Annotated in this window: 26 protein-coding genes, 1 tRNA gene and 1 pseudogene; 19 read left to right on the forward strand and 9 right to left on the reverse strand. The window is 41.6% G+C overall.

All coding sequences use genetic code 11. From position 1 onward, the window contains the following. Positions 1-4 precede the first annotated feature (4 nt). Complete coding sequence (locus ACOJQI_RS06450) at positions 5-889, forward strand: RluA family pseudouridine synthase (protein ID WP_421384215.1); 885 nt, start codon at positions 5-7, stop codon at positions 887-889. A 76-nt stretch (positions 890-965) separates the two neighbouring features. Here ACOJQI_RS06450 and prpE read toward each other — a convergent pair whose 3' ends face one another. Then, complete coding sequence (gene prpE / locus ACOJQI_RS06455; protein ID WP_421384217.1) at positions 966-1,718, reverse strand: bis(5'-nucleosyl)-tetraphosphatase PrpE; 753 nt, start codon at positions 1,716-1,718, stop codon at positions 966-968. 304 nt (positions 1,719-2,022) lie between these two features. On the opposite strand from prpE, the gene mgtE reads away from it, so the two are divergent. The 4 genes from mgtE to ACOJQI_RS06475 all read left to right on the forward strand — a co-directional run bounded on the left by mgtE (position 2,023) and on the right by ACOJQI_RS06475 (position 7,431). Further along, the gene (gene mgtE, locus ACOJQI_RS06460; protein WP_421384218.1) at positions 2,023-3,399 is read left to right on the forward strand and encodes a magnesium transporter; all 1,377 of its coding nucleotides are present in this window, start codon (positions 2,023-2,025) and stop codon (positions 3,397-3,399) included. 18 nt (positions 3,400-3,417) lie between these two features. Then, positions 3,418-5,280 (forward strand): monovalent cation:proton antiporter family protein, encoded by a 1,863-nt coding sequence (locus ACOJQI_RS06465; protein ID WP_421384219.1) that lies wholly within the window; start codon positions 3,418-3,420, stop codon positions 5,278-5,280. 664 nt (positions 5,281-5,944) lie between these two features. After that, entirely contained in the window at positions 5,945-6,721 is a 777-nt protein-coding gene (gene fabI / locus ACOJQI_RS06470) for an enoyl-ACP reductase FabI (RefSeq protein ID WP_421384221.1), read from the forward strand. 149 nt (positions 6,722-6,870) lie between these two features. Continuing rightward, positions 6,871-7,431 (forward strand): CotO family spore coat protein, encoded by a 561-nt coding sequence (locus tag ACOJQI_RS06475; protein ID WP_421384222.1) that lies wholly within the window; start codon positions 6,871-6,873, stop codon positions 7,429-7,431. Between the two features lie 44 nt (positions 7,432-7,475). Here ACOJQI_RS06475 and ACOJQI_RS06480 read toward each other — a convergent pair whose 3' ends face one another. Next, positions 7,476-7,973, reverse strand: a complete 498-nt coding sequence (locus tag ACOJQI_RS06480) for a CotY/CotZ family spore coat protein (protein WP_421384223.1) — start codon at positions 7,971-7,973, stop codon at positions 7,476-7,478. Positions 7,974-8,140: 167 nt separating this feature from the next. On the opposite strand from ACOJQI_RS06480, the gene ACOJQI_RS06485 reads away from it, so the two are divergent. The 10 genes from ACOJQI_RS06485 to ACOJQI_RS06530 all read left to right on the forward strand — a co-directional run bounded on the left by ACOJQI_RS06485 (position 8,141) and on the right by ACOJQI_RS06530 (position 13,993). Then, positions 8,141-8,494 carry a DUF1360 domain-containing protein gene (locus ACOJQI_RS06485; protein ID WP_421384224.1) on the forward strand — a complete coding sequence of 118 codons (354 nt, stop codon included), beginning with the start codon at positions 8,141-8,143 and terminating at the stop codon, positions 8,492-8,494. Positions 8,495-8,945: 451 nt separating this feature from the next. Further along, positions 8,946-9,416 (forward strand): sporulation protein, encoded by a 471-nt coding sequence (locus tag ACOJQI_RS06490; RefSeq protein ID WP_421384225.1) that lies wholly within the window; start codon positions 8,946-8,948, stop codon positions 9,414-9,416. A 13-nt stretch (positions 9,417-9,429) separates the two neighbouring features. Next, positions 9,430-9,900, forward strand: coding sequence for a stage V sporulation protein AC (gene spoVAC, locus ACOJQI_RS06495; RefSeq protein ID WP_421384227.1), 471 nt, complete (start codon positions 9,430-9,432; stop codon positions 9,898-9,900). Next, positions 9,900-10,916, forward strand: coding sequence for a stage V sporulation protein AD (gene spoVAD, locus ACOJQI_RS06500; protein ID WP_421384229.1), 1,017 nt, complete (start codon positions 9,900-9,902; stop codon positions 10,914-10,916). Before spoVAC ends, spoVAD begins: the two co-directional genes overlap by 1 nt. A gap of 25 nt (positions 10,917-10,941) precedes the next feature. Further along, positions 10,942-11,298, forward strand: coding sequence for a stage V sporulation protein AE (gene spoVAE, locus ACOJQI_RS06505; RefSeq protein ID WP_421384230.1), 357 nt, complete (start codon positions 10,942-10,944; stop codon positions 11,296-11,298). 6 nt (positions 11,299-11,304) lie between these two features. Next, entirely contained in the window at positions 11,305-11,997 is a 693-nt protein-coding gene (locus ACOJQI_RS06510; RefSeq protein WP_421384232.1) for a DUF421 domain-containing protein, read from the forward strand. A gap of 72 nt (positions 11,998-12,069) precedes the next feature. Beyond that, complete coding sequence (locus ACOJQI_RS06515) at positions 12,070-12,186, forward strand: YjcZ family sporulation protein (RefSeq protein WP_421384233.1); 117 nt, start codon at positions 12,070-12,072, stop codon at positions 12,184-12,186. A 166-nt stretch (positions 12,187-12,352) separates the two neighbouring features. Continuing rightward, a complete protein-coding gene (locus ACOJQI_RS06520; RefSeq protein WP_421384235.1) occupies positions 12,353-12,616 on the forward strand; it encodes a stage VI sporulation protein F in 264 nt (87 codons plus the stop codon). Between the two features lie 193 nt (positions 12,617-12,809). Beyond that, positions 12,810-13,079 carry a hypothetical protein gene (locus ACOJQI_RS06525; protein WP_421384236.1) on the forward strand — a complete coding sequence of 90 codons (270 nt, stop codon included), beginning with the start codon at positions 12,810-12,812 and terminating at the stop codon, positions 13,077-13,079. A gap of 23 nt (positions 13,080-13,102) precedes the next feature. Further along, positions 13,103-13,993 carry an MBL fold metallo-hydrolase gene (locus ACOJQI_RS06530; RefSeq protein ID WP_421384238.1) on the forward strand — a complete coding sequence of 297 codons (891 nt, stop codon included), beginning with the start codon at positions 13,103-13,105 and terminating at the stop codon, positions 13,991-13,993. A gap of 29 nt (positions 13,994-14,022) precedes the next feature. Here the strand turns inward: ACOJQI_RS06530 and ACOJQI_RS06535 are convergent, their stop codons facing one another. From ACOJQI_RS06535 to ACOJQI_RS06550, 4 genes are all read right to left on the reverse strand, one after another. Continuing rightward, positions 14,023-14,697, reverse strand: coding sequence for a DUF421 domain-containing protein (locus ACOJQI_RS06535; protein ID WP_421384239.1), 675 nt, complete (start codon positions 14,695-14,697; stop codon positions 14,023-14,025). A 121-nt stretch (positions 14,698-14,818) separates the two neighbouring features. Then, a complete protein-coding gene (locus ACOJQI_RS06540) occupies positions 14,819-15,235 on the reverse strand; it encodes a GNAT family N-acetyltransferase (protein WP_421385409.1) in 417 nt (138 codons plus the stop codon). Positions 15,236-15,247: 12 nt separating this feature from the next. Further along, positions 15,248-15,763 carry a YjcG family protein gene (locus ACOJQI_RS06545; RefSeq protein WP_421384240.1) on the reverse strand — a complete coding sequence of 172 codons (516 nt, stop codon included), beginning with the start codon at positions 15,761-15,763 and terminating at the stop codon, positions 15,248-15,250. A 356-nt stretch (positions 15,764-16,119) separates the two neighbouring features. Continuing rightward, entirely contained in the window at positions 16,120-16,845 is a 726-nt protein-coding gene (locus tag ACOJQI_RS06550; RefSeq protein WP_421384242.1) for an alpha/beta hydrolase, read from the reverse strand. A gap of 241 nt (positions 16,846-17,086) precedes the next feature. Here ACOJQI_RS06550 and ACOJQI_RS06555 point away from each other — a divergent pair, with 241 nt between their 5' ends. Continuing rightward, a complete protein-coding gene (locus tag ACOJQI_RS06555; RefSeq protein ID WP_421384244.1) occupies positions 17,087-17,641 on the forward strand; it encodes a phosphatidylglycerophosphatase A in 555 nt (184 codons plus the stop codon). Between the two features lie 37 nt (positions 17,642-17,678). On the opposite strand, the gene ACOJQI_RS06560 is transcribed toward ACOJQI_RS06555, so the two are convergent. After that, positions 17,679-17,921, reverse strand: coding sequence for a hypothetical protein (locus ACOJQI_RS06560; protein WP_421384245.1), 243 nt, complete (start codon positions 17,919-17,921; stop codon positions 17,679-17,681). 152 nt (positions 17,922-18,073) lie between these two features. On the opposite strand from ACOJQI_RS06560, the gene ACOJQI_RS06565 reads away from it, so the two are divergent. Next, positions 18,074-18,145, forward strand: a tRNA-Val gene (locus tag ACOJQI_RS06565). 102 nt (positions 18,146-18,247) lie between these two features. Here ACOJQI_RS06565 and kynA read toward each other — a convergent pair. After that, entirely contained in the window at positions 18,248-19,090 is an 843-nt protein-coding gene (kynA, locus tag ACOJQI_RS06570) for a tryptophan 2,3-dioxygenase (protein ID WP_421384247.1), read from the reverse strand. Between the two features lie 125 nt (positions 19,091-19,215). Further along, positions 19,216-20,601, reverse strand: coding sequence for a peptide MFS transporter (locus tag ACOJQI_RS06575; RefSeq protein WP_421384249.1), 1,386 nt, complete (start codon positions 20,599-20,601; stop codon positions 19,216-19,218). Positions 20,602-20,740: 139 nt separating this feature from the next. On the opposite strand from ACOJQI_RS06575, the gene ACOJQI_RS06580 reads away from it, so the two are divergent. After that, positions 20,741-21,793 carry a M42 family metallopeptidase gene (locus ACOJQI_RS06580; RefSeq protein ID WP_421384250.1) on the forward strand — a complete coding sequence of 351 codons (1,053 nt, stop codon included), beginning with the start codon at positions 20,741-20,743 and terminating at the stop codon, positions 21,791-21,793. 227 nt (positions 21,794-22,020) lie between these two features. Further along, positions 22,021-22,290, forward strand: a pseudogene (locus ACOJQI_RS06585) (KGG domain-containing protein); the annotation flags it as partial. Between the last annotated feature and the right edge of the window lie 37 nt (positions 22,291-22,327).

Consider the following 22,327-nt stretch of genomic DNA (forward strand, 5'->3'; position numbering starts at 1 on the left):
TAATATGATTAAATATCGTATGGAATGGGTCATCTCAGAGGAAGATTCAGGAATGGATATTAAAACATTCCTGAATCTGCAAAAGATCTCTAAACGGATGTTGACCGATATCAAATTTGCAGGAGGAAAGATATCTGTAAATGACAGAGAGGTTACAGTGCGGTACAAGGTGGAAAGAGGGGATTGTTTAACAGTAATCTTTCCACCGGAGCCTAAGAGTCCATCGTTAAAGCCGGAAGATGTGGAGCTTGACATCATTTATGAAGATAAAGATGTACTGGTTGTCAATAAACCTCCCTATATGAGTACCATCCCTTCTCGGGAGCATCCTGAGGGGAGCCTTGCGAATGGAATCCTTGGCTATTATAAAAGAAATCAAATTGATTCGGCCATTCATATAGTCACAAGGCTGGACAGGGATACATCAGGCCTTGTATTGATTGCAAAACACAGGCATATCCATCACTTGATGAGCCTTCAGCAGAAAAAGAGGGAAATCAAAAGGTCATATGAAGCTTTTGCAGAAGGGGTTGTTCCTTCAAAAGAAGGGACGATAAATGAACCAATCGGAAGGAAGGAAACTTCCATCATTGAGCGGGAAGTAAGAGAGGATGGGAAACCCGCCGTGACACATTTCCGGTTGGTCCAACAACTCGATGGATTTGCCCATCTCAGGCTTATCCTGGAAACAGGCAGAACGCATCAAATCCGGGTGCATATGTCCCATTCCGGACATCCTCTGCTTGGTGACAGCTTATATGGAGGAAGACGAGAGAAGATTATGAGGCAGGCGCTTCATTGTCATTCTCTTACATTTTCACATCCCCTAACGGCTGAAGATCTTCAATTTAATGTTCCGCTGCCTGATGACATGAAGGAATTGTTATAAAAAAATCAGCCGGTTATAAAACCGGCTGATTTTTTTATAAGTAATTTTAAAGTTCCTTTCATCCTGGGAGGGAGATTTACTCTTGTCTTCCGGGATTGACATCCCTGAATTTTTCAGCCACGTAAGGCATGCTGGATTTCACGCTTTCTACCGTCATTTCAGGATATGAGAGAGAGGATAGTTTCCCTCCAAAGACTGCACCTGTATCAATGTTATAGGTCCGGTTGATATTCCTGACTTCTGTGAAAGGGGTATGGCCATACACGATGTAAGGCTCTCCTTTATAATTAAAAGCCCAATCTCTTCTGACGGGTGTCCCGTCTTCATTGGTCTCTCCGGTGATGTCCCCATACAGCACAAAAGTTTTTACTCTTTTGTTTTGCTTACCGATGAATTCCTCTTTGATTCCTGCATGGGCGATGATTAACCTCCCGTTATCAAGCTGCTGGTAAAGCGGAGAGTTTTCATATAACTCAATGAACATTTTCTTGTATTTTTCTATTTTGTCTTCTGGCAGGCTGCCCAATTCCTCGACGGTTGTCTCCAAACCGTGAAGAATCTTTACATTATTGCCCAGAAAGTAACGATAGAGCTTGTTGCAATGATTGCCCGGCACATAATAACCCAATTTTTTCTTGAAAAGTCTCCAGACTGTTTCAATCACTTTCAGGGAATCGGGACCACGGTCAGTCAAATCCCCCACAAATCCAAGAAGCCGCCCATTCGGATGAACGGGCATGCCGGAATCCCACTGGTATCCAAGTTTCATTGTCAGCTCTTTAAATTCATTGAAACAGCCATGAATATCTCCTATTATATCTAGCTTCATTATGGTCTCCTTTCTTCTATACGCATCAAACCCTATAAAAAAATTCGCCGTCTATAAAAATTTATAAGGCGACAATTATTTAAAGATTTGCTAGTATTATGAGGACTGCTTCGTTATCCTGATAAAATAATACAGGAAGCGGACAAAACAACTTTCCTGTTAGTAATAATTCTCTTATATAAAAAATTTAAACAGCACTTTGCTTTTTTTATTCTGAAGAAGAAAGTATACTGTTAAATTCATGATATATGCAGCAGCAGGACATTAATAAGAAATCTAAAACATTAGCAAGGAGGGTAAGCCAATGTCTGCAGAAAATCAAGAAAAACGAGAAATCCAATTGGATGAAGATTACTTGACCTCTGCCCTTCAAAATGAAGAAATGGAAAAGTTCCGTGAAGAGTTCATTGCACTTCACTCATATGACAGAGCAAAATATTTCGAGAAGATAGATGATGCTCTTCGATTAAAGATGTACCAATATCTATCTCCAGAAGAAATGGCAGAGTTATTCGAAAGCCTTGATAAGGATGAAACCGAGTACCAGGACATTCTTGCTGAAATGAATCCGTCCTATGCGGCGGACATGCTTTCCAGTATGTATGCAGATGATGCTGTCGATGTTTTGAATGAGCTTGATAAAGATCAGGTTGCAAGCTACCTGACGATCATGGACGATGAGTCAGCTCAGGAAATTAAAGAGCTTCTTCATTATGAAGAATATACAGCCGGAAGTATCATGACGACAGAGTTTGTTGCTATATCGGCAAACCAGACAGTGCGTTCCGCCATGACCATATTGAAAAATGAAGCACCTAATGCAGAAACCATCTACTATATCTTTGTTGTAGACGAAGCAAAACGGCTCGCAGGTGTCATTTCCCTGCGTGACCTGATTGTCAGTGATGATGAGACAATGATTGCCGATATCATGAGTGAACGTGTCGTATCTGTTTCTGTAGGGGAAGATCAAGAAGCGGTCGCAAGGAAAATGAGGGATTATGACTTCCTGGCTTTGCCGGTTGTTGATTTTCAACATCATCTTTTAGGGATTATCACTGTCGATGACATCATCGATGTTATTGACGAAGAAGCATCAGATGACTACTCCAAACTTGCTGGTATTTCTGATGTGGATTCTGTTGACCGCAATCCATTCACAGCCGCCAAAAAGAGGCTTCCCTGGCTGATAGCACTGCTTTTCCTCGGCATGTTCACGGCAAGCTTGATTGGAAGGTTTGAAGAAACACTAGATAAAGTAGCCATCCTGGCTGTCTTTATTCCTTTGATTGCCGGCATGGCGGGGAATACCGGGACGCAGGCCCTGGCAGTCGCAGTCCGGGGAATTGCTACAGGCGACCTTGAAGAAGAAAGCAAATGGAAGCTGGTTGTCCGTGAAGCGGGAACTGGGTTGATCACCGGTACTGTCTGTGGAATAGTTGTCATGATTACTGTATACGTATGGAAGGGACAATTATTTTTAGGCTTTCTCGTAGGTGTATCAATACTGGTTTCATTAATTGTTGCTACTTTGGCGGGCTCGCTCGTTCCGCTTCTGATGCACAAGCTCAAAGTGGACCCGGCGGTAGCATCAGGACCGTTTATCACAACCATCAATGACATCATTAGTATCATGATATATTTTGGAATGGCAACACTATTCATGAATTACTTAGTATAGAAAAAAGGGGGAGGATCCATGGAACATGGTGCATCAGTGGCATCACTGGTTATCGTAATCCTTGCAGCATTTATCACACCCATATTGCTTCACAGGCTGAGGCTTAACTTTATTCCAGTCGTAATTGCCGAAATTATCGTCGGTTTGATTATTGGACGCAGCGGTTTTGATCTAGTCCAGTATGATGTGTGGCTGGAGACATTATCAACGCTTGGCTTTATTTTTCTAATGTTTTTAAGCGGTTTGGAAATTGACTTTTCAGCCTTTTCAAGCAAAGGGAAAAAGAAAGAGATACTCCCGAATGGAAAGCCGGAACCGAACAGGCTTAAAGTATCCATGATTATCTTCGCGGGTATCTTTGTAGTATCACTGGCATTATCTTATATGTTTGTTCTGGCCGGGTTGATTGATAATGCATTCTTAATGACGCTTATCATCTCTACTATATCTCTGGGAGTCGTGGTTCCTACGTTAAAGGAAGCCCATATCATGAAAAGCGGCATCGGACAGATTATATTGCTTGTAGCGGTGATTGCCGATCTGGTAACCATGATTCTGCTTGCCGTATTCGTTTCACTCTACGGAGAGGGCCATGGAAACATGTGGCTCCTGCTGTTATTGTTTGGTGCAGGGGTATTGCTGTATTTCTTGGGGAGAAGATTCAAGAACAATCCACTAATGAAGACACTTTCAACAGGAACGGTCCAAATCGGGACACGGGCAATCTTTACTCTGATCATCTTGCTTGTAGGTGTTTCCGAATCAGTCGGAGCCGAAAATATCCTTGGTGCATTCCTTGCAGGTGTTCTGGTTTCTCTGCTTTCACCTCCACAGGAAATGGTTCATCGTCTGGATTCCTTTGGGTATGGGTTCCTGATTCCAATCTTCTTTGTGATGGTCGGGGTAGAACTAGAACTCTGGTCGCTTCTGAGCGATCCGAAGATGCTGATTTTGATTCCGCTCCTCATGCTTGCATTCCTGTTATCGAAGCTGGTGCCGGTCTTCCTGCTCAGGAAATGGTACGATAACAAGACAACCATCGCATCGGCATTCCTGCTGACATCTACGCTTTCACTGGTGATCGCGGCAGCCAAAATAGCCGAACGCATGGAAATCATTACAGCCCAGATGAGCGGAACCTTAATCCTGGTTGCCGTCATTACATGTCTTGTGACACCAATCGTGTTTAAAAAGATGTTCCCAAAAGAAGCAGGGGAAGAAAAGCAAATCAAAGTTGCATTCTTAGGGGCCAACCAAATGACCCTTCCGGTTTCAAGGGAGCTGAAATCTGCTTTATATGTTCCTGTGTTGTATCATACAAGACAAGATAAATCGACACGCAATATATCTGATTCTCTCTTTGAGATAAATGAGATTGACAGCTTTGATCTTAAGACAATAGAGGAAAAGAATATATTTGAATCGGATATTATCGTCATTTCCACCGGGGATGAAGAACAGAATGCCACCCTGGCCATCGCGGCTAAAGAAGCCGGCGTTGAGCGGGTCATCGTCCGCGTCGAAAGTCCTGACCTTGAAGAGATGCTGAGGGAACAAGACGTAGAAGTATTCTCCGTGATGCTTTCAACAAAAGCCTTGCTGAAGGCCTTGATAGAATCTCCATCAGTGATGAATATCTTTACCAACCAGGAAACATCGCTGTATGAAATCAAGATGCTGAACATCCAATTTGAAGGCATGACACTAAGGGAATTTCCTTTCACCGGCGATGTGATCTTTGTCCGGATCTTCAGAGGAAAAGATTCCATTGTACCTCATGGAGATACGGAACTTCACATGAATGACCGCCTGATCGTTACGGGATCAAAAGAATATGTGGACGAACTGAAACGTGAACTGGAATTCTGTGAATACTGCTGATAAAACCTCCTGTCCTTTGGGCAGGAGGTTTTTTATGTGGGGGCATGCTGAGAATTACGGAGAATATTGTCAATGGACCAAATTCGTGGAGTTGGGATAAGAATTTGGTTGATTCTTGTGGTAAATAGACCAAAATCTTAAAGTAATTAAGGAAGTTTGGTTGATTCTTTACAGAAAGAGACCAAATTTTTCAGGGACGAATGAAAATATGGTTAAATCCTCTTGTGAATAGACCAAATTCATGAAGTGATTGAGACATTCTGGTTGATTCTATTAAGAAAGAGACCAATTTTTTCTTGGATAAAAGAAAATATGGTCGAATCTCTTAGGAAAAGGACCAAGTCTACCGGAGTGCCAATAAATTTGGTTGATTTTTTACGGGAAGCAACAGATCTTAATAGAAGAGCCTTGAAAAACATTGATTGGAGTCGCACGCCTGAAGCGGAAATCAGGTCGCATCTTCAGGTACATAATAATTTCACTCTTTAACAAAGCCTCACTTTTTAAAGAATTTCTGTTAACGGAAATGGACATAACTGGGATAGGAGGCTTGATTTATATCTTTTTTTCCCTTATCTCTTTCTTTCCTGCTGTAAATGGGATAAAATTAGTATCAGGTACTAATAACATGTAATAATTAAGCGAACTTATTAGGAGGATTAACATGACTCTTTCATTACAGGGAAAAACATATGTTGTGATGGGTGTAGCAAACAAACGAAGCATAGCTTGGGGTATTGCAAGAAGCCTTCATCAGGCGGGCGCACGATTGATTTTTACATATGCAGGAGAACGCTTTGAAAAAAGCGTCAAAGATCTGGCAGGTACACTTGAAGGCAGCGATAATCATCTCTTCTATCAGTGTGATGTAACAAGCGATGAAGATATCGAAAAATGCTTCAATGCAATAAAAGAAGAAGCAGATACCATTCATGGTATTGCACACTGTATCGCTTTTGCGAAAAAAGAGGAATTGGCAGGCGACTACATGAACACGACAAGAGACGGCTTCCTGCTGGCTCATAATATCAGTTCTTATTCACTGACAGCCGTTGCGAAAGCTGCCAAGGACCTTATGGTTGAAGGCGGCAGTATTGTGACCCTGACATACCTTGGCGGAGAACGTGTACTTGAAAATTACAATATCATGGGTGTTGCAAAAGCTTCTTTGGAAGCGAGCGTTAAGTATCTGGCAAGCGATCTAGGAAAATCAGGGATCCGCGTCAACTCCATCTCAGCCGGACCAATCAGGACCCTGTCTGCAAAAGGTGTAGGCGACTTCAATACAATCCTAAAAGAAATCGAGGAAAGAGCACCTCTAAGAAGGAATACGACTCAAGAAGAAGTAGGAGATACAGCTGTATTCCTATTCAGCGACATGAGCCGGGGAATCACAGGAGAGAATATCCACGTTGACTCTGGATATCACATAATGGGTTAACCGTTAAAGACGTTCAAAGGCAGAGCCTTTGGACGTTTTTTTTATTTATTTACACATTTAACTCACCAAATTTATGAGAAATAATTTAGAAACCTATAGGCATTTATTGCATACATTGTAAAAGGAATGAACCTCGGGAGGTGCAATAAATGAGTAAAAGCCCTAAATCCAGTAGGAAAACACCATTATTATATATTCAGCAGCCTTCATTGAAAGAAACAAAAGCCAACATGCAGCAAAGTTATTCTTCAAGAAATGCAAAACCAAAACCTGTAGAAAAACCATCCACTGAATCTGTGGCGGAAAAGAAGCCTAAAAGAAGAAAACGCTCCTACTTTGAAGAAGAGCTCGGATCATTATATGGTGAAGAGAATGTAAAAGAGAGCGTCACTCAGGAAACAGAAGAAGACCAACAGAATGAAGATGTTGAAGAACTCGAAGAAAGAGAACCAGAGAATAAAAAAAGATCTTTCTCATTCAAGCCCTTGAAGCCGTTCAGGGAAATGGAACTCGATGAAAAAATTAACTATCTCTCCCGTTATATTAACGGCAAGGCTCCTTTTCCTTGTGAATTTGTGACAGAAGAAGACAGGTACAAGGGAATTCTGATTAAAGGCGGGGATGAAGTCCTGGTAATAAAGTCTTTCCAGGGCGATGAAGTGGAAATTAACAGAAGCTCCTTAAGGGCCATAAAAATCATAGGGTTATAAAACAGAAAAAGCCGGCCGGATTAATTCCGGCAGGCTCATTAATATTAGTCACAGATGTTAAGGTCTCTGTCAGCAATACACTGGATCGCGCAGAAGCAGTTCAAGTCTACTGTGATACAGTTATTTGTTCTTCTCCAGTCATCAACTTGACAGATTTTTTTGAAGTCAAGTTTGCCATAATCATTTACGATATCGCGGTTCGGATCTAGTACTCTAAGCGTTGCACAGCAGTTATCAAAGATTTCTTCTACACGGAAGTAAATGGAAACACAGTTCGCATCGCATTCACCGTCACGTTGTCTGAAAAGAGCTTTGAACAATTCACCATTTTTATTTGTCAGCGTGAATACACGAGTATCAGCGCGGCGTCTCATAGCAGGACTATTCAGATCGCCAAGCGGCTCAAGGAAACAGCTTGTTGTACAATCTAAACACTCATCATTTACTGCAGCATCTTGAATGTCTTTAATGGCGCGAACTACTTCACATACACAGTTATCAGTGGAAACTCCACCTACATCATCTCTTTTTCCACAACCCATTGAAAAATCCTCCTTTTAATTGTTTATCGCTACACTAATAACATATTGTAGCCAAGGAGTTTAAGTTACGGATAAAAGCCCTTTTTTCGCCAAAATAGGCTATATGACAGCTGTCCACGACGATTTGGACGGATCAATGATAATCTATATGAAAAGGAGCATCATAAGTGGAACTGACTATATTTCAATTTGCAATTATGGGGTTGGCAGTTTTCAGAGTTACCCATTTGATTGTCTACGACAAAATCACCGAATTCCTAAGAGCTCCTTTTTTTGATGAAGTAGAGGAAATTGATGAGGCTGGCAATAGTGAAGTATTCCTGGTTCCAAAGGAAGGGAAGATCCGGGGGTGGTTCGGTGAACTGCTCAGCTGCCACTGGTGTACCGGAATTTGGACTGCGGGAGGTCTGTATGGACTTTTGATTTACTTCCCGTCAGTTGCAAATCCTCTTATTACAATAATGGCTGCTGCAGGTGTTGCTTCTGTTATAGAGACAGTGATACAAAAGTGGATTTCATAAAATGAAGAGAACAAGCGTCAGCCGGAATGCATATATATATTGTATGTCTATTTGACTTGCAATAAGAGGCAGAAGGTAGCGCTGCCATCTGAATAATCATCATTAAGGAGGTAGAACATGATGATGAAGAAATCTGCTTCAAAAGTAAAACCTGCTGGATCTGCAAAAAAGAAAAAAGGCTGTGGCTGCGGTAAAAAAAGAAAGTCAAAATAAGATCGATAAATCTGTAAGTTTTTGTAAAATCATAAAAAAGGGACTGGCCGTCAGTAAACTCGCGGAATTTATGGTTGAGGGGCAGTCCTTTTTTTATTCATAAAATACAGGACTGCAGTAGAAAATAGAAGTACATTAAAAGTTTCTGTAAAGCAGATTTTCTTTTTTTGAGGATGCACCTTCATTAAATCAACTGCAAGCTGCTGATCAGACATATTTAAAAAACAGAGGGGATATTATGAAAAAATGGTTACACGGTCTATTAATGATAACGCTCTTCCTTCCTGGCTGTGCTGTCAATGAAGAAGAAGGGAGTGACAGCAGGAGTGCGCTGATTAAAGTTACAGACCCGCCGCCGGTCGAATTGGTGGAAAACCCTGAGACAGACAGTATCGGCCATGCTGTCAAAAAGGAAATAGCTAAACTTCCTGAACTTTATGACGTTGCTGTCATTGAAGGAAAAAAAGAAATACTGGTGTCTTACAAAGTAAAGCATTCCCATCGTTTTAAAATGAAGGATATTGAAAAAAAGATGAATAAGAAGCTTGAAAAAAAGTTTCCGAATGAAAACTTCATTGTCTCCAGTGATTATAAGATCTTTTTGGAAACAGTAAGACTCAAGGAACAGATAGAGAAAAAGCACATCTCCAATAAAAAAGCCGAAAAACGATTTCAAGAAATCATTAAGCTGAAAGAGGAGCTAACCTAGAAAGGAGCAGGTTATGGGAAAGAAACAAAAAACCCCGCAGCAGAAACAGTATGAACAACTTGAACAAAAGCATGAAACAAAGCGGCCGGTTCTGATCAACTGCATTAAAGCTTTCTTCGTAGGCGGTTTCATTTGTCTGATCGGACAGGCGGTCACTTACTTTTATATTTATTTCTTTAATTTTACAGAACAGACTGCGGGAAACCCTACAGTGGCGACAATGGTATTCTTTTCAATGCTGTTAACCGGATTTGGCATCTATGATCACATTGGACAATTCGCTGGTGCTGGAAGCGCTGTACCGGTAACCGGATTTGGTAATGCTGTTATATCCGCAGCTATAGAACATAGAACAGAGGGGCTTGTTCTTGGAGTGGGGGGAAATATCTTCAAACTTGCGGGATCTGTTATTGTCTTTGGAGTATTTTCTGCGTTTGTCATAGCTTTGATCAAGACTCTTCTGATTAAATGGGGGGTTATTTAATGTTAAAGGGAACTCAAACATGGGAATTTCAGAATCAGCCCTCCCTCCTGTCTACAGGAGTAGTGGGAGGACCTTTTGAGAAAAAAGGAAGGCTTGCAGAGGATTTCGACCGTTTTTATGACGATCTATGGATGGGCGAGGATACTTATGAAAAAGCAAACCGGCTTATGATTGAAGATGCTGTTAAGCTGGCCGTTGAAAAAGGCGGTCTGCAGGAAGAACAGATACAATTCTTCCTGTCTGGGGATTTGATCAACCAGATAACGCCTTCTTCCTTTGCAGCACGTACAAACGCCATACCTTATCTGGGCATATTCGGAGCCTGCTCAACTTCCATGGAAGGACTTGCTTTAGCTTCCTATATAGTGGATTCAGGAGGAGCCGAATATATTGTGACCGGTGCATCAAGCCATAACTCTGCCGTTGAAAAACAATTCCGCTACCCCACGGAATATGGCGGCCAAAAGCCCCCGACAGCGCAGTGGACGGTTACAGGAGCCGGGTTCTCGGTGGTGGGGAAAAGTCTTCCTGGAACAGGCCCCATGCCTAAGGTGACTTCTGCAACCATCGGCAAGGTAATTGATATGGGGCTGGCGGATCCATTCAACATGGGTGGCGCGATGGCCCCTGCAGCAGCAGATACAATCACGGCTCACCTTAAGGATTTGGGAAGGGATCCTTCCTATTATGACTTAATCATTACTGGAGACCTGGCAAAGATCGGACGCAAAACGACCCAGGAATTGCTCCAGCAAAATGGGATCAGCCTTGATGAAAGTAAATTTCAGGATTGCGGACTGCTGATTTATGGACAAGATCAACCGGTTCAGTCAGGTGCAAGCGGGCCAGGCTGCTCGGCCACGGTCTTATATGGCCATCTGCTGAATCAGATGAAGAAAGGTGTTTATAAGAAAATATTGATGGTAGCAACAGGTGCACTGTTGTCTCCTCTTACTTTTCAGCAGGGCGAGACGATTCCATGTATAGCCCATGCTGTTTCAATTGAATATATTTAAACGAGACTGAAAGGAGGGGCAGCCGATGTTGGCTATGTTTTTTTGGGCATTTTTGATAGGGGGCATTATATGTGTTATAGGCCAGCTGCTATTTGATATAGCAAAATTGACACCAGCACACACATTAAGTTTGCTGGTAGTCATCGGGGCAATCCTTGCTGGATTCGGTTTATACGAACCGCTGATTGATTTTGCCGGTGCGGGTGCGACGATTCCAATCACTTCGTTTGGCAATGCACTGGTCCAGGGAGCAATGCAGGAAGCGGAGCAGCATGGCCTGGTAGGGGTATTGACAGGTATGTTTGAAGTGACCAGCTCTGGTATTTCAGCAGCAATCATCTTCGGTTTTCTTGGTGCATTGATTTTCAAACCTAAAGGGTGATGTTTTATGTCCGAATATTTAGAGGTGGGTCTTAGAAGCCTGTTTATCCTTGTCGCCTTATTTTTCATTACCAAATTACTTGGAAAGAAGCAGCTTTCCCAGCTTTCTTTCTTTGAATACATTACTGGTATCACCGTGGGAAGCATTGCCGGAACGCTTTCCATGGACCTTGACCTGAAGCTGATGGAAGGGTTAATGAGTATCCTGCTTTGGTTCTCTGTTCCCTTTATCTTTTCAATTATTTCTCTTAAAAGTATTAGGTTCAGGCGCTTTGTGGAAGGGTCACCAACTGTTTTCATTGAGAATGGAAATATCAAAGAGAAAGCACTCAAAAAGGAAAAGATTTCGATTGATGAACTGCTTGAACAATTGAGGAAAAAGAATATTTTCCGGGTATCCGATGTGGAATATGCCTCTCTTGATACAAATGGCGAATTAAGTGTCCTGTTAAAAAGGGAGAAGCAGCCGCTTCTTTATGAAGATTTTTTTCAAACCCAGGGGAAAACAATGTCAATCCATCCGGTAATCAATGATGGAAAAATAGATAGGCAAGGGTTGGAAATGGCTGGTTTCACAGAAAAGTGGCTATTTCAACAGTTGAGACAGAGAAAGATCACTCTGGAGAATGTTTTTCTTGCTCAGGCAGATACTGCTGGGAAATTAACGATTGATTTATATGACTGGTCCAGCATCAAATGAACTTACAGCCCATACATAGGTACTTGTCCCTACATATACTATAAAAATCAAGTACAAAGAGAGGTGATAACTATGTATGGATATGGTTATGGCTGCGGTTCTCCAGGATATAATTACGGTTCAACATTCGTCCTGATTGTTGTACTGTTCATTCTATTGATCATCGTAGGTGCAAGCTTCTATTATTAATCATTGGTAAACACAGTTCGTTATAATGGGAAAGGCGCAGGTCAATGGCCTCCGCCTTTCTTTATTCCATTTCATCACTAATATGAAGGGTTTAGTTTACCTGGGCCATGCACCATTCAATGAACGCCTCATACAATATATTAGCTGTAAAGGAGGCGTTTACCCAATGAATAATAATAACTTCTTTAAGAATATTGAAAAGAAAACCGGTGTCAATATGAATGATGTATTTGAATTGGCAAGCTCACTTCAAAATGCGAACTTCAAGGATGAAAAAACGGTCCGGGGTGTCATTCAGCGTGTTTCCCAAATTGCCAACAAACCTGTCAATAAAGAGATGGAAGATAAAATTGTCAATTCCATCGTGAATGACGGAAAGCAGCTGGACTTTGGAACCATTTCACAGATGATTAATAACGGAAACAAATAATGTGCCGAACCCGTTCTGTATCTCCATCAGGAAAAGAGTCCTGGTGGTTTTTTATTGATTTGAAAAGCAAGAGAAAGGCAAATAATTATTTTACCCACTCAAACTCATAACTTACAGCGAATTTAATAGTAATAAGAAAGAGAGTTTATGCTTTTTCAGACAGGGAATAAAAATGGAAAACGGGGTGGATTGTATGGGATATATTGCACCGGTGACTCATTATCAATATATGCAGTATGCAGAACGTGAGGCGGACAAGGAATATGATCCTTTTACTTTCAGGCCTGTAAACCGGATACGGCCTATCTCGAACAAGGATCATCAGCAGGATAAAGGGATTGATTCAGAAAGGCAACAGGGGAAGTCCGGCCAAAGAAGAAGGTATAGAAAAACAGACACTGTGTCACCTGAATATTTAGCGGATATTACAGGAAAAGGGAAGTACATTAACGAATATGTATAAAAAACGGAAAGGATGTATTTCCCTTGGAACTCAAAAAAATCAATGACAACTGTTATTATATGTCTTCTGCTGTCAATATTGGATACATAGTGAAAGACAATACCGGGATGCTGATCGACACGGGGATTGATGATTCATCCATTAAAAAAGCAGTGAAACTACTGAGCGAGGAAAACTTGCCTTTGAACTACTGTTTTATTACCCATGCTCATACAGACCATTTTGGGGGCGCCTCCTATTTAAAGAAGAAAGGCATAAGGCTGTGTGCCCCAAAAGTCGAAAAGGCCATTATGGAAAATCCTTTACTTGAACCGCTTTATTTATGGAATGGTGCTTTTCCCTTGAAGGAACTAAGGAATAAGTTCTTGGAAGGAAAACCTGTGGAAGTTGATGAATTTTGTTCTCCAGGAAATATGGAAATCGGCCCATTCCATTTGGAAATTCTTCATCTCCCTGGGCATTCCATTGGGCAGGCTGGAGTTTTGTTCAATGATATCCTTTTTGCTGCAGATGCTTATTTTGGGCGGGAAGCACTTGAAAAACATATCGTTCCATTCATTGCTGATGCCCAGCAAACGATCGAAACCCTGGAGAGGCTAAAGAGTCTGCCTTACGAAGGAGCCATTCCAGGACATGGTGAGTTTGAAAGAGAAGTAAAGAGTACGCTGGAAGCAAATATTTCAGTGCATAAAGAATTGATGGATTTAGTGCTGGAAATAGTGGAACAGAACGAAGGAAAGCTGTCTTTCGATAATCTATTAAAGAAATTCCTGGATGAAAATCATATTCAGTCCGGATCAATCGGCCAGTATTTGCTCTACAGGACAACTTTTACAGCCTATATCACAAAGTTAACAAGTGATGGTTTGGTGAAGACTGTAATAGAAGACAATCAGATACTCATCAGCCAATAAAAAAAGCCCTTGCGGCTTTTTTTATTTATCTAATACCCCTGGAGCAATAAATCATTTCCTTCCGTCCACTCTCCAAAGAGCACATCTTTAGCGGATGTGAATCCCTTTTTATGTATCTCATTCAGAAGCCATTTCTCATCTACAGATATCATCTTCAAATTATCATAAATAATTTCCCCATCCAATATGACGGAAATAGGTATGTTGATGGAAGTAGGGGCAATATTCAAATCCTGCTTTTGGACCCCTGCGTACATCGACTTTTTAATAACACTTAAACTTCCATCTGTTTCAAGGATTGCATACTCACATTCCCGTAACGAAAAAATGTCTTTTGCCCGGAGCAGCTGCTGAAGCTGATTTAAATCCAAGTGATTTTTCTTCAGTGCTTCAAATTGAATGATGCCTTTTCGGATAATGATCGAGGGAGTGTTCTCAAGAAAATGCCTTAGTTTTCGGGAACGCTGTGTAATGACCTCGGTAATGAATATGAGCCCGCCCCACAAAGATATCGCAAAAAGGATTTCGGCAACGCCGCCCTTCTCATCGTATAGGGAATTTCCAACGAGTTCCCCCAGAATGATAGCAGAAATGAAGTCAAAGGGAGTGATTTGAGAAATCTGCGTTTTTCCCAAAACTTTGGTCAATATTAACAAAGCAGCAAAGCCTACAATAAGTTCAGAAGCAATCTCCAAGAAATCCATAACATGTCTCCTATTTTTGTTTATGAGTCATTCATCCATTTTCAACAAAAGCCACGGTTTTTATTCAAATTCTGGCGTTCTACTGAATAAAAAAACGTCTCCCGGCAGGAAGACGTTTTTTTTATAATTCTTTTTTCATGGATTTATGGGGGATGCCGGCATCAAGGAACTCATCAGATGTGATGGAGTAGCCAAGATTCTCATAGAACGGAATGGCATGGGTCTGGGCATTCAGGATTAAAGCAGGTACACCTTTGCTCCGGGCATGCTCTTCAATATAATTCATGATCATTTTACCTGCACCTTTTCCGCGGACTTTAGAGAGGACACAAATTCTTTCTACTTTTCCTTGTCCTTCCTTTACACGGAATCGTCCAGCACCAACCGGTTCATCTCCGTCATATAAGACAAAATGATCGGAAGAATTTTCAAATTCATCTATTTCCTCTTCCATGGGTACGTTTTGTTCACCCACAAATACTTCTTTTCTGACATGCAGGGCATCCTGAAGTTCTTTGTCGGTTTGGGCTAGAATCATCTTCAAAGTATTCTATTCCTTTCCTAAGCGGAATGTTTCGTAAACTGTCCAAGAGCCATTCTCGAGCTGATAGAGCAGGTGGAAACGGTCCACTGTTTCTTCGTGGTCTACCCCTAACATGCGGAGAGAACCAAATACATCTGAATGTTCGTCATCTGACAGATTCTGAGCAACCGTGATGTGCGGAACAAATGCATATTCAGGTTCCTGTCCATTGAATTCGGGAGAGTGCATGTCACTATGCAATCCCTCTAGTTCAGGTGTTGGCTCCACTTTAAAGTAGATAACATTGTTTACTGGTTGAAATGAACTGATCCTGTAAACCCTCATATTGAAAGGGTCGTAATTTTTGGCAATTTCTCTTAGTTTGCCTGCAATATCTTTTATTTCACTATCATCTGCAGAAAACACATTCTTCAGTGTCAAGTGAGGAGTAATTAAAGCATAATGCGGATCGTAACGCTTCCGGTAAGCATTGGCCTTATCCTGAAGCGATTTAGATGGAAAAATAACGACACCATAATTCATAAATGTTACCTCCTTGGTTCGAGAAGTTCAATAAATTCAAAATAATTTAATATATCAGTTATTATAGCACAAAAAAAGCAGAATTTAACTAGAGCGAAAGGTGGTTTTCTTATAGCGTAACCCAAGATGAAAGTATTTCTATGTTTTAAATACTTTCCAGGTGATTTTTGGCTCGTTTCTCCTGGTTGGAAAACAACCCAGAAAGCAAATTCATTTGCTTCTGGGTTGTTTTTCAACCAGGGACTTTTCAGCTTCGCTGAAAAGCGAGAGAAACCGAGGTTTCTCTCGAATGAGCTAAAAATCAAAGAGATACCGTTAAAAAGCCTCTACATTATTATGCCATATTTTTTTATGTCCTATGAGAACATATGCTTTAATGCGCGCCTTAAATCTGGCTGCCAATACTTCCACGTATGGTCCCCGTCGAACTCATCGTAAAAGGTTGAGAATTTCTCTTTTTCAAACAATTCATGAAGCTCTCTATTCGGGGTAAGGAAGTCAGCAGTTTCCCCATTTGTCGTCTTAACTTCGGTTTCCCCTTTGCCGATAATGTGATAAATATCGAGGAGATGAGGCTGGCCGTTCTGTTCTACCGCTTTGAGTACCTTATCATTTACAAACGGGGATTGAAGAATGACCTTGCCAAACGTATTCGGATATTTTAAAGCTGCCATTAAAGAAACAGATGCACCAAGGGAGTCTCCAATCAACGCCCGTCCCATTCCCATATGGTAAACAGGGTATTGCTCATCCAGGTAAGGCACCAATTCATGCCCCAAAAATCTGATATAAGCCGTATTTTGCTCTCCATCTGGATGATATTTCTTTCTGCGGTCATGAACATCCTTGTATGGAATGCCACAAATGATCATATTCTCGATTTCCTGATTCTCGATCAATTCATCAGCCAGCCTTGGAATCCTGCCGAGTTGGAAATAATCTTTTCCATCCTGGCAAATCAATAAGGAATGCTTATATAAAGGTGAATAGGAGGGGGGTAAGTAAACAAGCATATTTATTTCTTCATTCAGTGCTTTACTGAAGAGGCTGATTTCGTTGATTGTTCCTCTAGAAGCTGTCATTAAATTTACCTCCAATATTGAAATTGTTCTTTTCGATTTTGGCTTTCGGGAAAAGCCTTTCACAACAGATTGTACCATACTTATTTTTCAAAATCCCTGCAACCGCTCACATATTGAAATTTTGATACAGAGGTTTTAAAACGCTTTACTTTGAGAAAAGAAAAAGAGATTAATAGTTTCAATATCAATAAATTGTCAGTATAATGTGAAAAAAAGGAATGACAAACTCAGGAGGAGAATAATGTCTAAAATTATACATTCAAAAGATGTTACATATGCGGCAAAACAAAAGCTGGAGGAAAGGGGCGTTTCGGTGGAAGATATAGCCGATATCGTCTATCAGATGCAATATCCTTACCATCCGGAACTTGAAATGGCCGATTGTATCGAAAGTGTCGAGAAGGTCCTGCTGAAAAGGGAGATACAGCATGCGATCCTAGTAGGGATTGAATTGGATATCCTTGCAGAGAACAAGCAGCTATCAGAACCGCTGCAATCCATAGTGGAGACTGATGAAGGCCTGTTTGGGGTTGATGAAACGATTGCCCTTGGTGCCTCCCTCGGTTACGGAAGTATCGCGGTGACCACGTTCGGGCATCTCGATAAGAACAAAATTGGAATCATCCGCGATCTGGATACGAAAAATGGAAAAGGTGTCCACACATTCCTGGATGACATGGTGGCAAGTATAGCGGCCAATGCAGCTTCAAGGATTGCACACCGTCTCCGTGATGAGGAAGAACAATTAACAGATGAAGAAATTCAGGCCCATGATGAAGAGGAGATCATAGGCTGAGAGGTTCCCCGCATATTAAGTGCGGGGATTTCAATTCTTACACGTGCAGACCTGATGAAAACATGGAGGTAAAATCAGAGGTGTTTTCCGGAAAAGCAGCCAGGATATGATCTGTCCTGAATGTCCTGAACTGCCGCCGCAGATAGCAATAAGCTCTTATATGGTCTTTTTCCACTTTAGTGATGAGTATGGTTCGTTTGGTGAATATTCCTTCGGCTGTTTTATAGATGATCTGGAGAGGGCTTTTGTTATTCAAAGCGTTCCTCAAGGTTTTCTCCATCTGAAGTCCTCCTTTATAGGATGCCGGTAGTATCATCTTATACGAACACTCGTTCTTTTATGCGTTTTTATATAAAAACATGCATCAGTGTATTGACAAGCGGCGATTATTTCTTATAATAGAGTATGTAACTGATAAACATTCGATATCGTGATCTGATAGTTCAGCGGGAGAATACATCCTTGACAGGGATGGGGTCGGGGGTTCGAATCCCTCTCAGATCATACTGAAAAAGAACGCTGACTTCATCATTGAAGTCAGCGTTCTTTTTGTTTTATAAAATAACCCGGAGAACCTGCGGGTTATTTGTTGTGGACGAACACTCTTTATAATTTTGTGCGTACATCCCAAAGTTCCGGGAAAAATCGGTGATCAAGGACTTTTTTAAGATAGCCGACGCCTGATGAGCCTCCAGTTCCTTTCTTATGGCCGATGATCCTCTCGACTGTTTTCATATGCCGGAACCGCCATTGCTGCAGCCAGTCTTCAATATCAATCAGCTTTTCTGCGAGTTCGTAAAGGTCCCAATATTTCTCTACGTCTTTATAGACTGTGATCCAAGCATTTTCCACAGATTGATGGTATTCATACGGGGCGGTGAAGTCCCTGTTCAATACGTCATCAGGAATATCCAATCCTGCTTTGGATAGGGCAAAGATGGAAGCATCATAAATGCTCGGCTTCTTGAAGGCATCCATAAGCTCATCATGAAGCTGTTTGTCTTTTTTGTAGATTTCCAGGACATGTTTTGTTTTGTAGCCAAGCATAAATTCAATCATGCGGTATTGGTAGGATTGAAATCCTGATGCCTGTCCCAGTTTTTCACGGAACTCCATGTATTCAGAAGGAGTAAGGGTCGAGAGCACATCCCATGCCTGTATAATTTGAGATTGTATTTTTGAAACCCTTGCAAGCATTTTGAATGCAGGTGAAAGCTCCCCGTTCTTGATCAGGTTGATACTCGCTTCAAGCTCATGCAATATCAGCTTCATCCACAATTCGCTTACCTGGTGAATGATGATGAATAACATCTCGTCATGATGTCCGGAAAGTCTCTTTTGACTTGTTAGAAGCGGTCCGAGCTGCAAGTAATCCCCATATGTCATTTTTTCAAGAAAATCGGTATGTATATCCTTATCAAAAATATCCTTTTGTTTATTTTCCCTCATTATTCTACCTCCTGAAATGTAACAGAGTCAGTTAATATACAAACTTCGATTAAAAAAGTCAATCTCCTTTATTTTTCGAGAAATAAAGAGGCAGCAGATCCAAACTTGGTCTGCTGCCCATCCATTCAAGCATTTTCAGCTTTCATCATTTTTATAAGCTTATGGGAAATCAGTAAAAGAACAATCCCGAGGAAGATTGTTACACCGCCTATTACTGCAAAAATCTCCAGGTAACCCAGAGTAGCAGTCAATGAAGCGAGCTGCCCGGCAAGCAGGCTGGCGACCCCTATTGCTGCCATCCAGATTCCCATCATTAAAGAAGCGATTTTAATCGGAGCCACTTTACTGACTAGCGAGAGTCCGACAGGGGACAGGAATAATTCCCCTAACGTATGAAGCAGATAAGTGAATACGATGAACAGAAGATTTGCTTTAACGACAATATTGTTTTCGTCTGAACCTGTTTGAATGACTGCAGGAATCAATACCATAAATCCCAGGCCGAGGAGAATCATGCCTATTCCCATTTTCGTTGTCATATTCAAGTCACCGTGCTTGGTTTTGGAAAGCTTAAGCCAAAGTGCTGAGATGATGGGAGCCAAGATAATGATGAACAGCGGATTGACGGATTGAAACCAGGCAACGGGAATGGTATATCCAAAAACGTCCCGGTCGATGAAGTTTTTCGTGTACAGGGTAAACGAGCTCCCTGCTTGTTCAAAGCCTGCCCAGAAAAAAACGACAAAGCAGGCGAGAATCAAGATGGCCGTCGTTCTCTGTTTTTCTTTAGGTGATAAAGGAACGTTTTCACCATAGGTTTCATTTGCTGCCGCTTTTGCAGGCTTCAACCCAACTCTGCCTAAATATCTGCTGCTCAATGTTGAGAAAATAATCTGGCCCACTATCATCCCGATGGAAGAAGCAAGGAATGCCCATTGAAATCCGTAATGAATCGTTCCTGTATCGAGGGTAGTCAGGAACAAATCTTCAGCCAGGAACCCTGCAACCAGCGGGGCGAAAAATGCCCCAAGGTTAATTCCCATATAGAAGATAGTAAAGGCAGCATCCTTCCTTTTATCGTTACGGGGGTAAAGCTCACCGACAAGTGTGGAGATATTCGGTTTGAAAAACCCATTTCCCAGGACAAGAAGGGATAGTCCAATATAAAGGCCTGCTTCCGAATGGGTAAGGAAAATGGTGAAATCACCGCATGCCATGGTGATCCCGCCTATGGTTATGGCTTTTCTCAACCCGATAAACCGGTCGGTCATCCACCCGCCAAACACAGGGAAGAAATAGACGGCACCAGTATAGAGCCCATATATCTGCAAGGCTCTTTCAGGATCTACTCCCAGCCCGCCGCTGACATATTGTGTAGTCAGATAGAGGACGAGAAGTGCTCTCATTCCGTAGTAGCTGTATCGTTCCCAAAGTTCTGTGAAAAACAGGAGATACAATCCTTTTGGGTGTTTTTTTCCTTGAGGGAGTTCCTCTAAATAGGTAGATTCCACATTCATACCTCCGCTTACTGATTTTATATCCTTAAAATCTCCTATTAGGAAGTGTTTATGCAGGGGGGGAAAACGTAGTGATTTATACGTAACGGCTTTTGAGCTATAATGAAACAAACGGGGAAAGGAGACTAATGAAATGACTACATATCCAAATACTAAGAACACAATGGAACTTATCAGGCAGCTGGTTTCAATACCAAGTCCATCCGGCAATACGAATACCATCATCTCTTTTGTGGAGGACTATCTAAAAGAAACAGGATACGAAATGTATAGAAATAGGAAAGGCGGCTTGATCGTTACCATTCCAGGGAAAGATGACAGCAGGCACCGCATGCTGACAGCCCATGTGGACACGCTGGGTGCAATGGTCAAAGATATAAAAGCGGACGGACGTCTGAAATTGTCCATGATCGGAGGCTTCCGATGGAATGCAGTAGAGGGAGAATATTGCACAATTGAAACTTCAGCTGGAAAAACATACACAGGGACAATTTTGATGCATCAGACTTCTGTCCATGTATATAAAAATGCCGGTGAAGCAAAGCGTGACGATGTCAATATCGAAGTCCGCATTGATGCGAAAGTCTCAAACCCTACAGAGGTAAGGGAATTGGGAATTGAAGTAGGTGACTTTATCTCATTTGATCCCCGTGCAGAAATAACGGACAGCGGCTATATTAAATCAAGACATCTGGATGACAAGGCAAGTGTGGGAATGCTGCTTCAGTTGATTAAGAAGATTAAAGAAGACAACACCACTCTTCCGTATACTACACATTTCCTTATTTCCAACAATGAGGAGATCGGATACGGAGGAAACTCCAATATTACACCTGAAACGGTGGAATACCTTGCTGTCGATATGGGGGCGCTTGGGGATGGACAGTCTTCTGATGAATATACCGTTTCAATCTGTGCAAAGGATTCAAGTGGTCCATATCATTTGGGATTGAGACAGCACCTGGTGAATCTGGCAAAAGAGAATGAGATCGAGTACAAGGTAGATATCTATCCTTACTATGGCTCTGACGCTTCAGCAGCCATCCGCGCAGGTCATGATATCGTTCATGGACTTGTCGGAGCGGGTATAGATGCTTCGCATGCTTACGAAAGAACGCACGAAACATCTCTATATAATACAGAAAAACTCCTTTATCATTATGTTCAGTCACAAATGGCAGAGTAAAATCCTGAGGGCGAAGAGGTCAATCATTTATGGGTTGGCCTTTTTTTATGCGCTTTTTGAAAAAATCGTTCGACAAATTCCGGGACGTGACTGTCGCGAATAATGGTAATATGTTGAAATTCGCTGATTTGTGGCTATGATTGTTTATTTATGTCTTTTATGGATAAAGAACTAATGTAAGCTTCTTAAAGCTAAATACTAAACTTTTAAAAAGGAGAGTGTTTAGAATGGCAAACAACCGAAACAACAATAATAACAATGGTAAGATGTCACCTGAAGAAGCAGGACGCATGGGCGGAAAAGCGACAAGCCGCAACCACGATAAGGAATTCTATCAGGATATCGGAGAAAAAGGCGGCGAGGCAACAAGCCGCAATCATGATAAGGAATTCTATCAGGACATTGGCGAAAAGGGCGGCGAAACAACAAGCCGCAACCATGACAAGGAATTTTATCAGGAAATCGGAAGAAAAGGCGGAAACCGCAACGGAGATAATGATTCCTGATTCAGTAACAAGGACAGCAGGATAATTT

Source organism: Bacillus salacetis, assembly GCF_049177075.1.
GTDB classification, from domain to species: Bacteria; Bacillota; Bacilli; order Bacillales; family Bacillaceae_B; genus Rossellomorea; species Rossellomorea salacetis_A.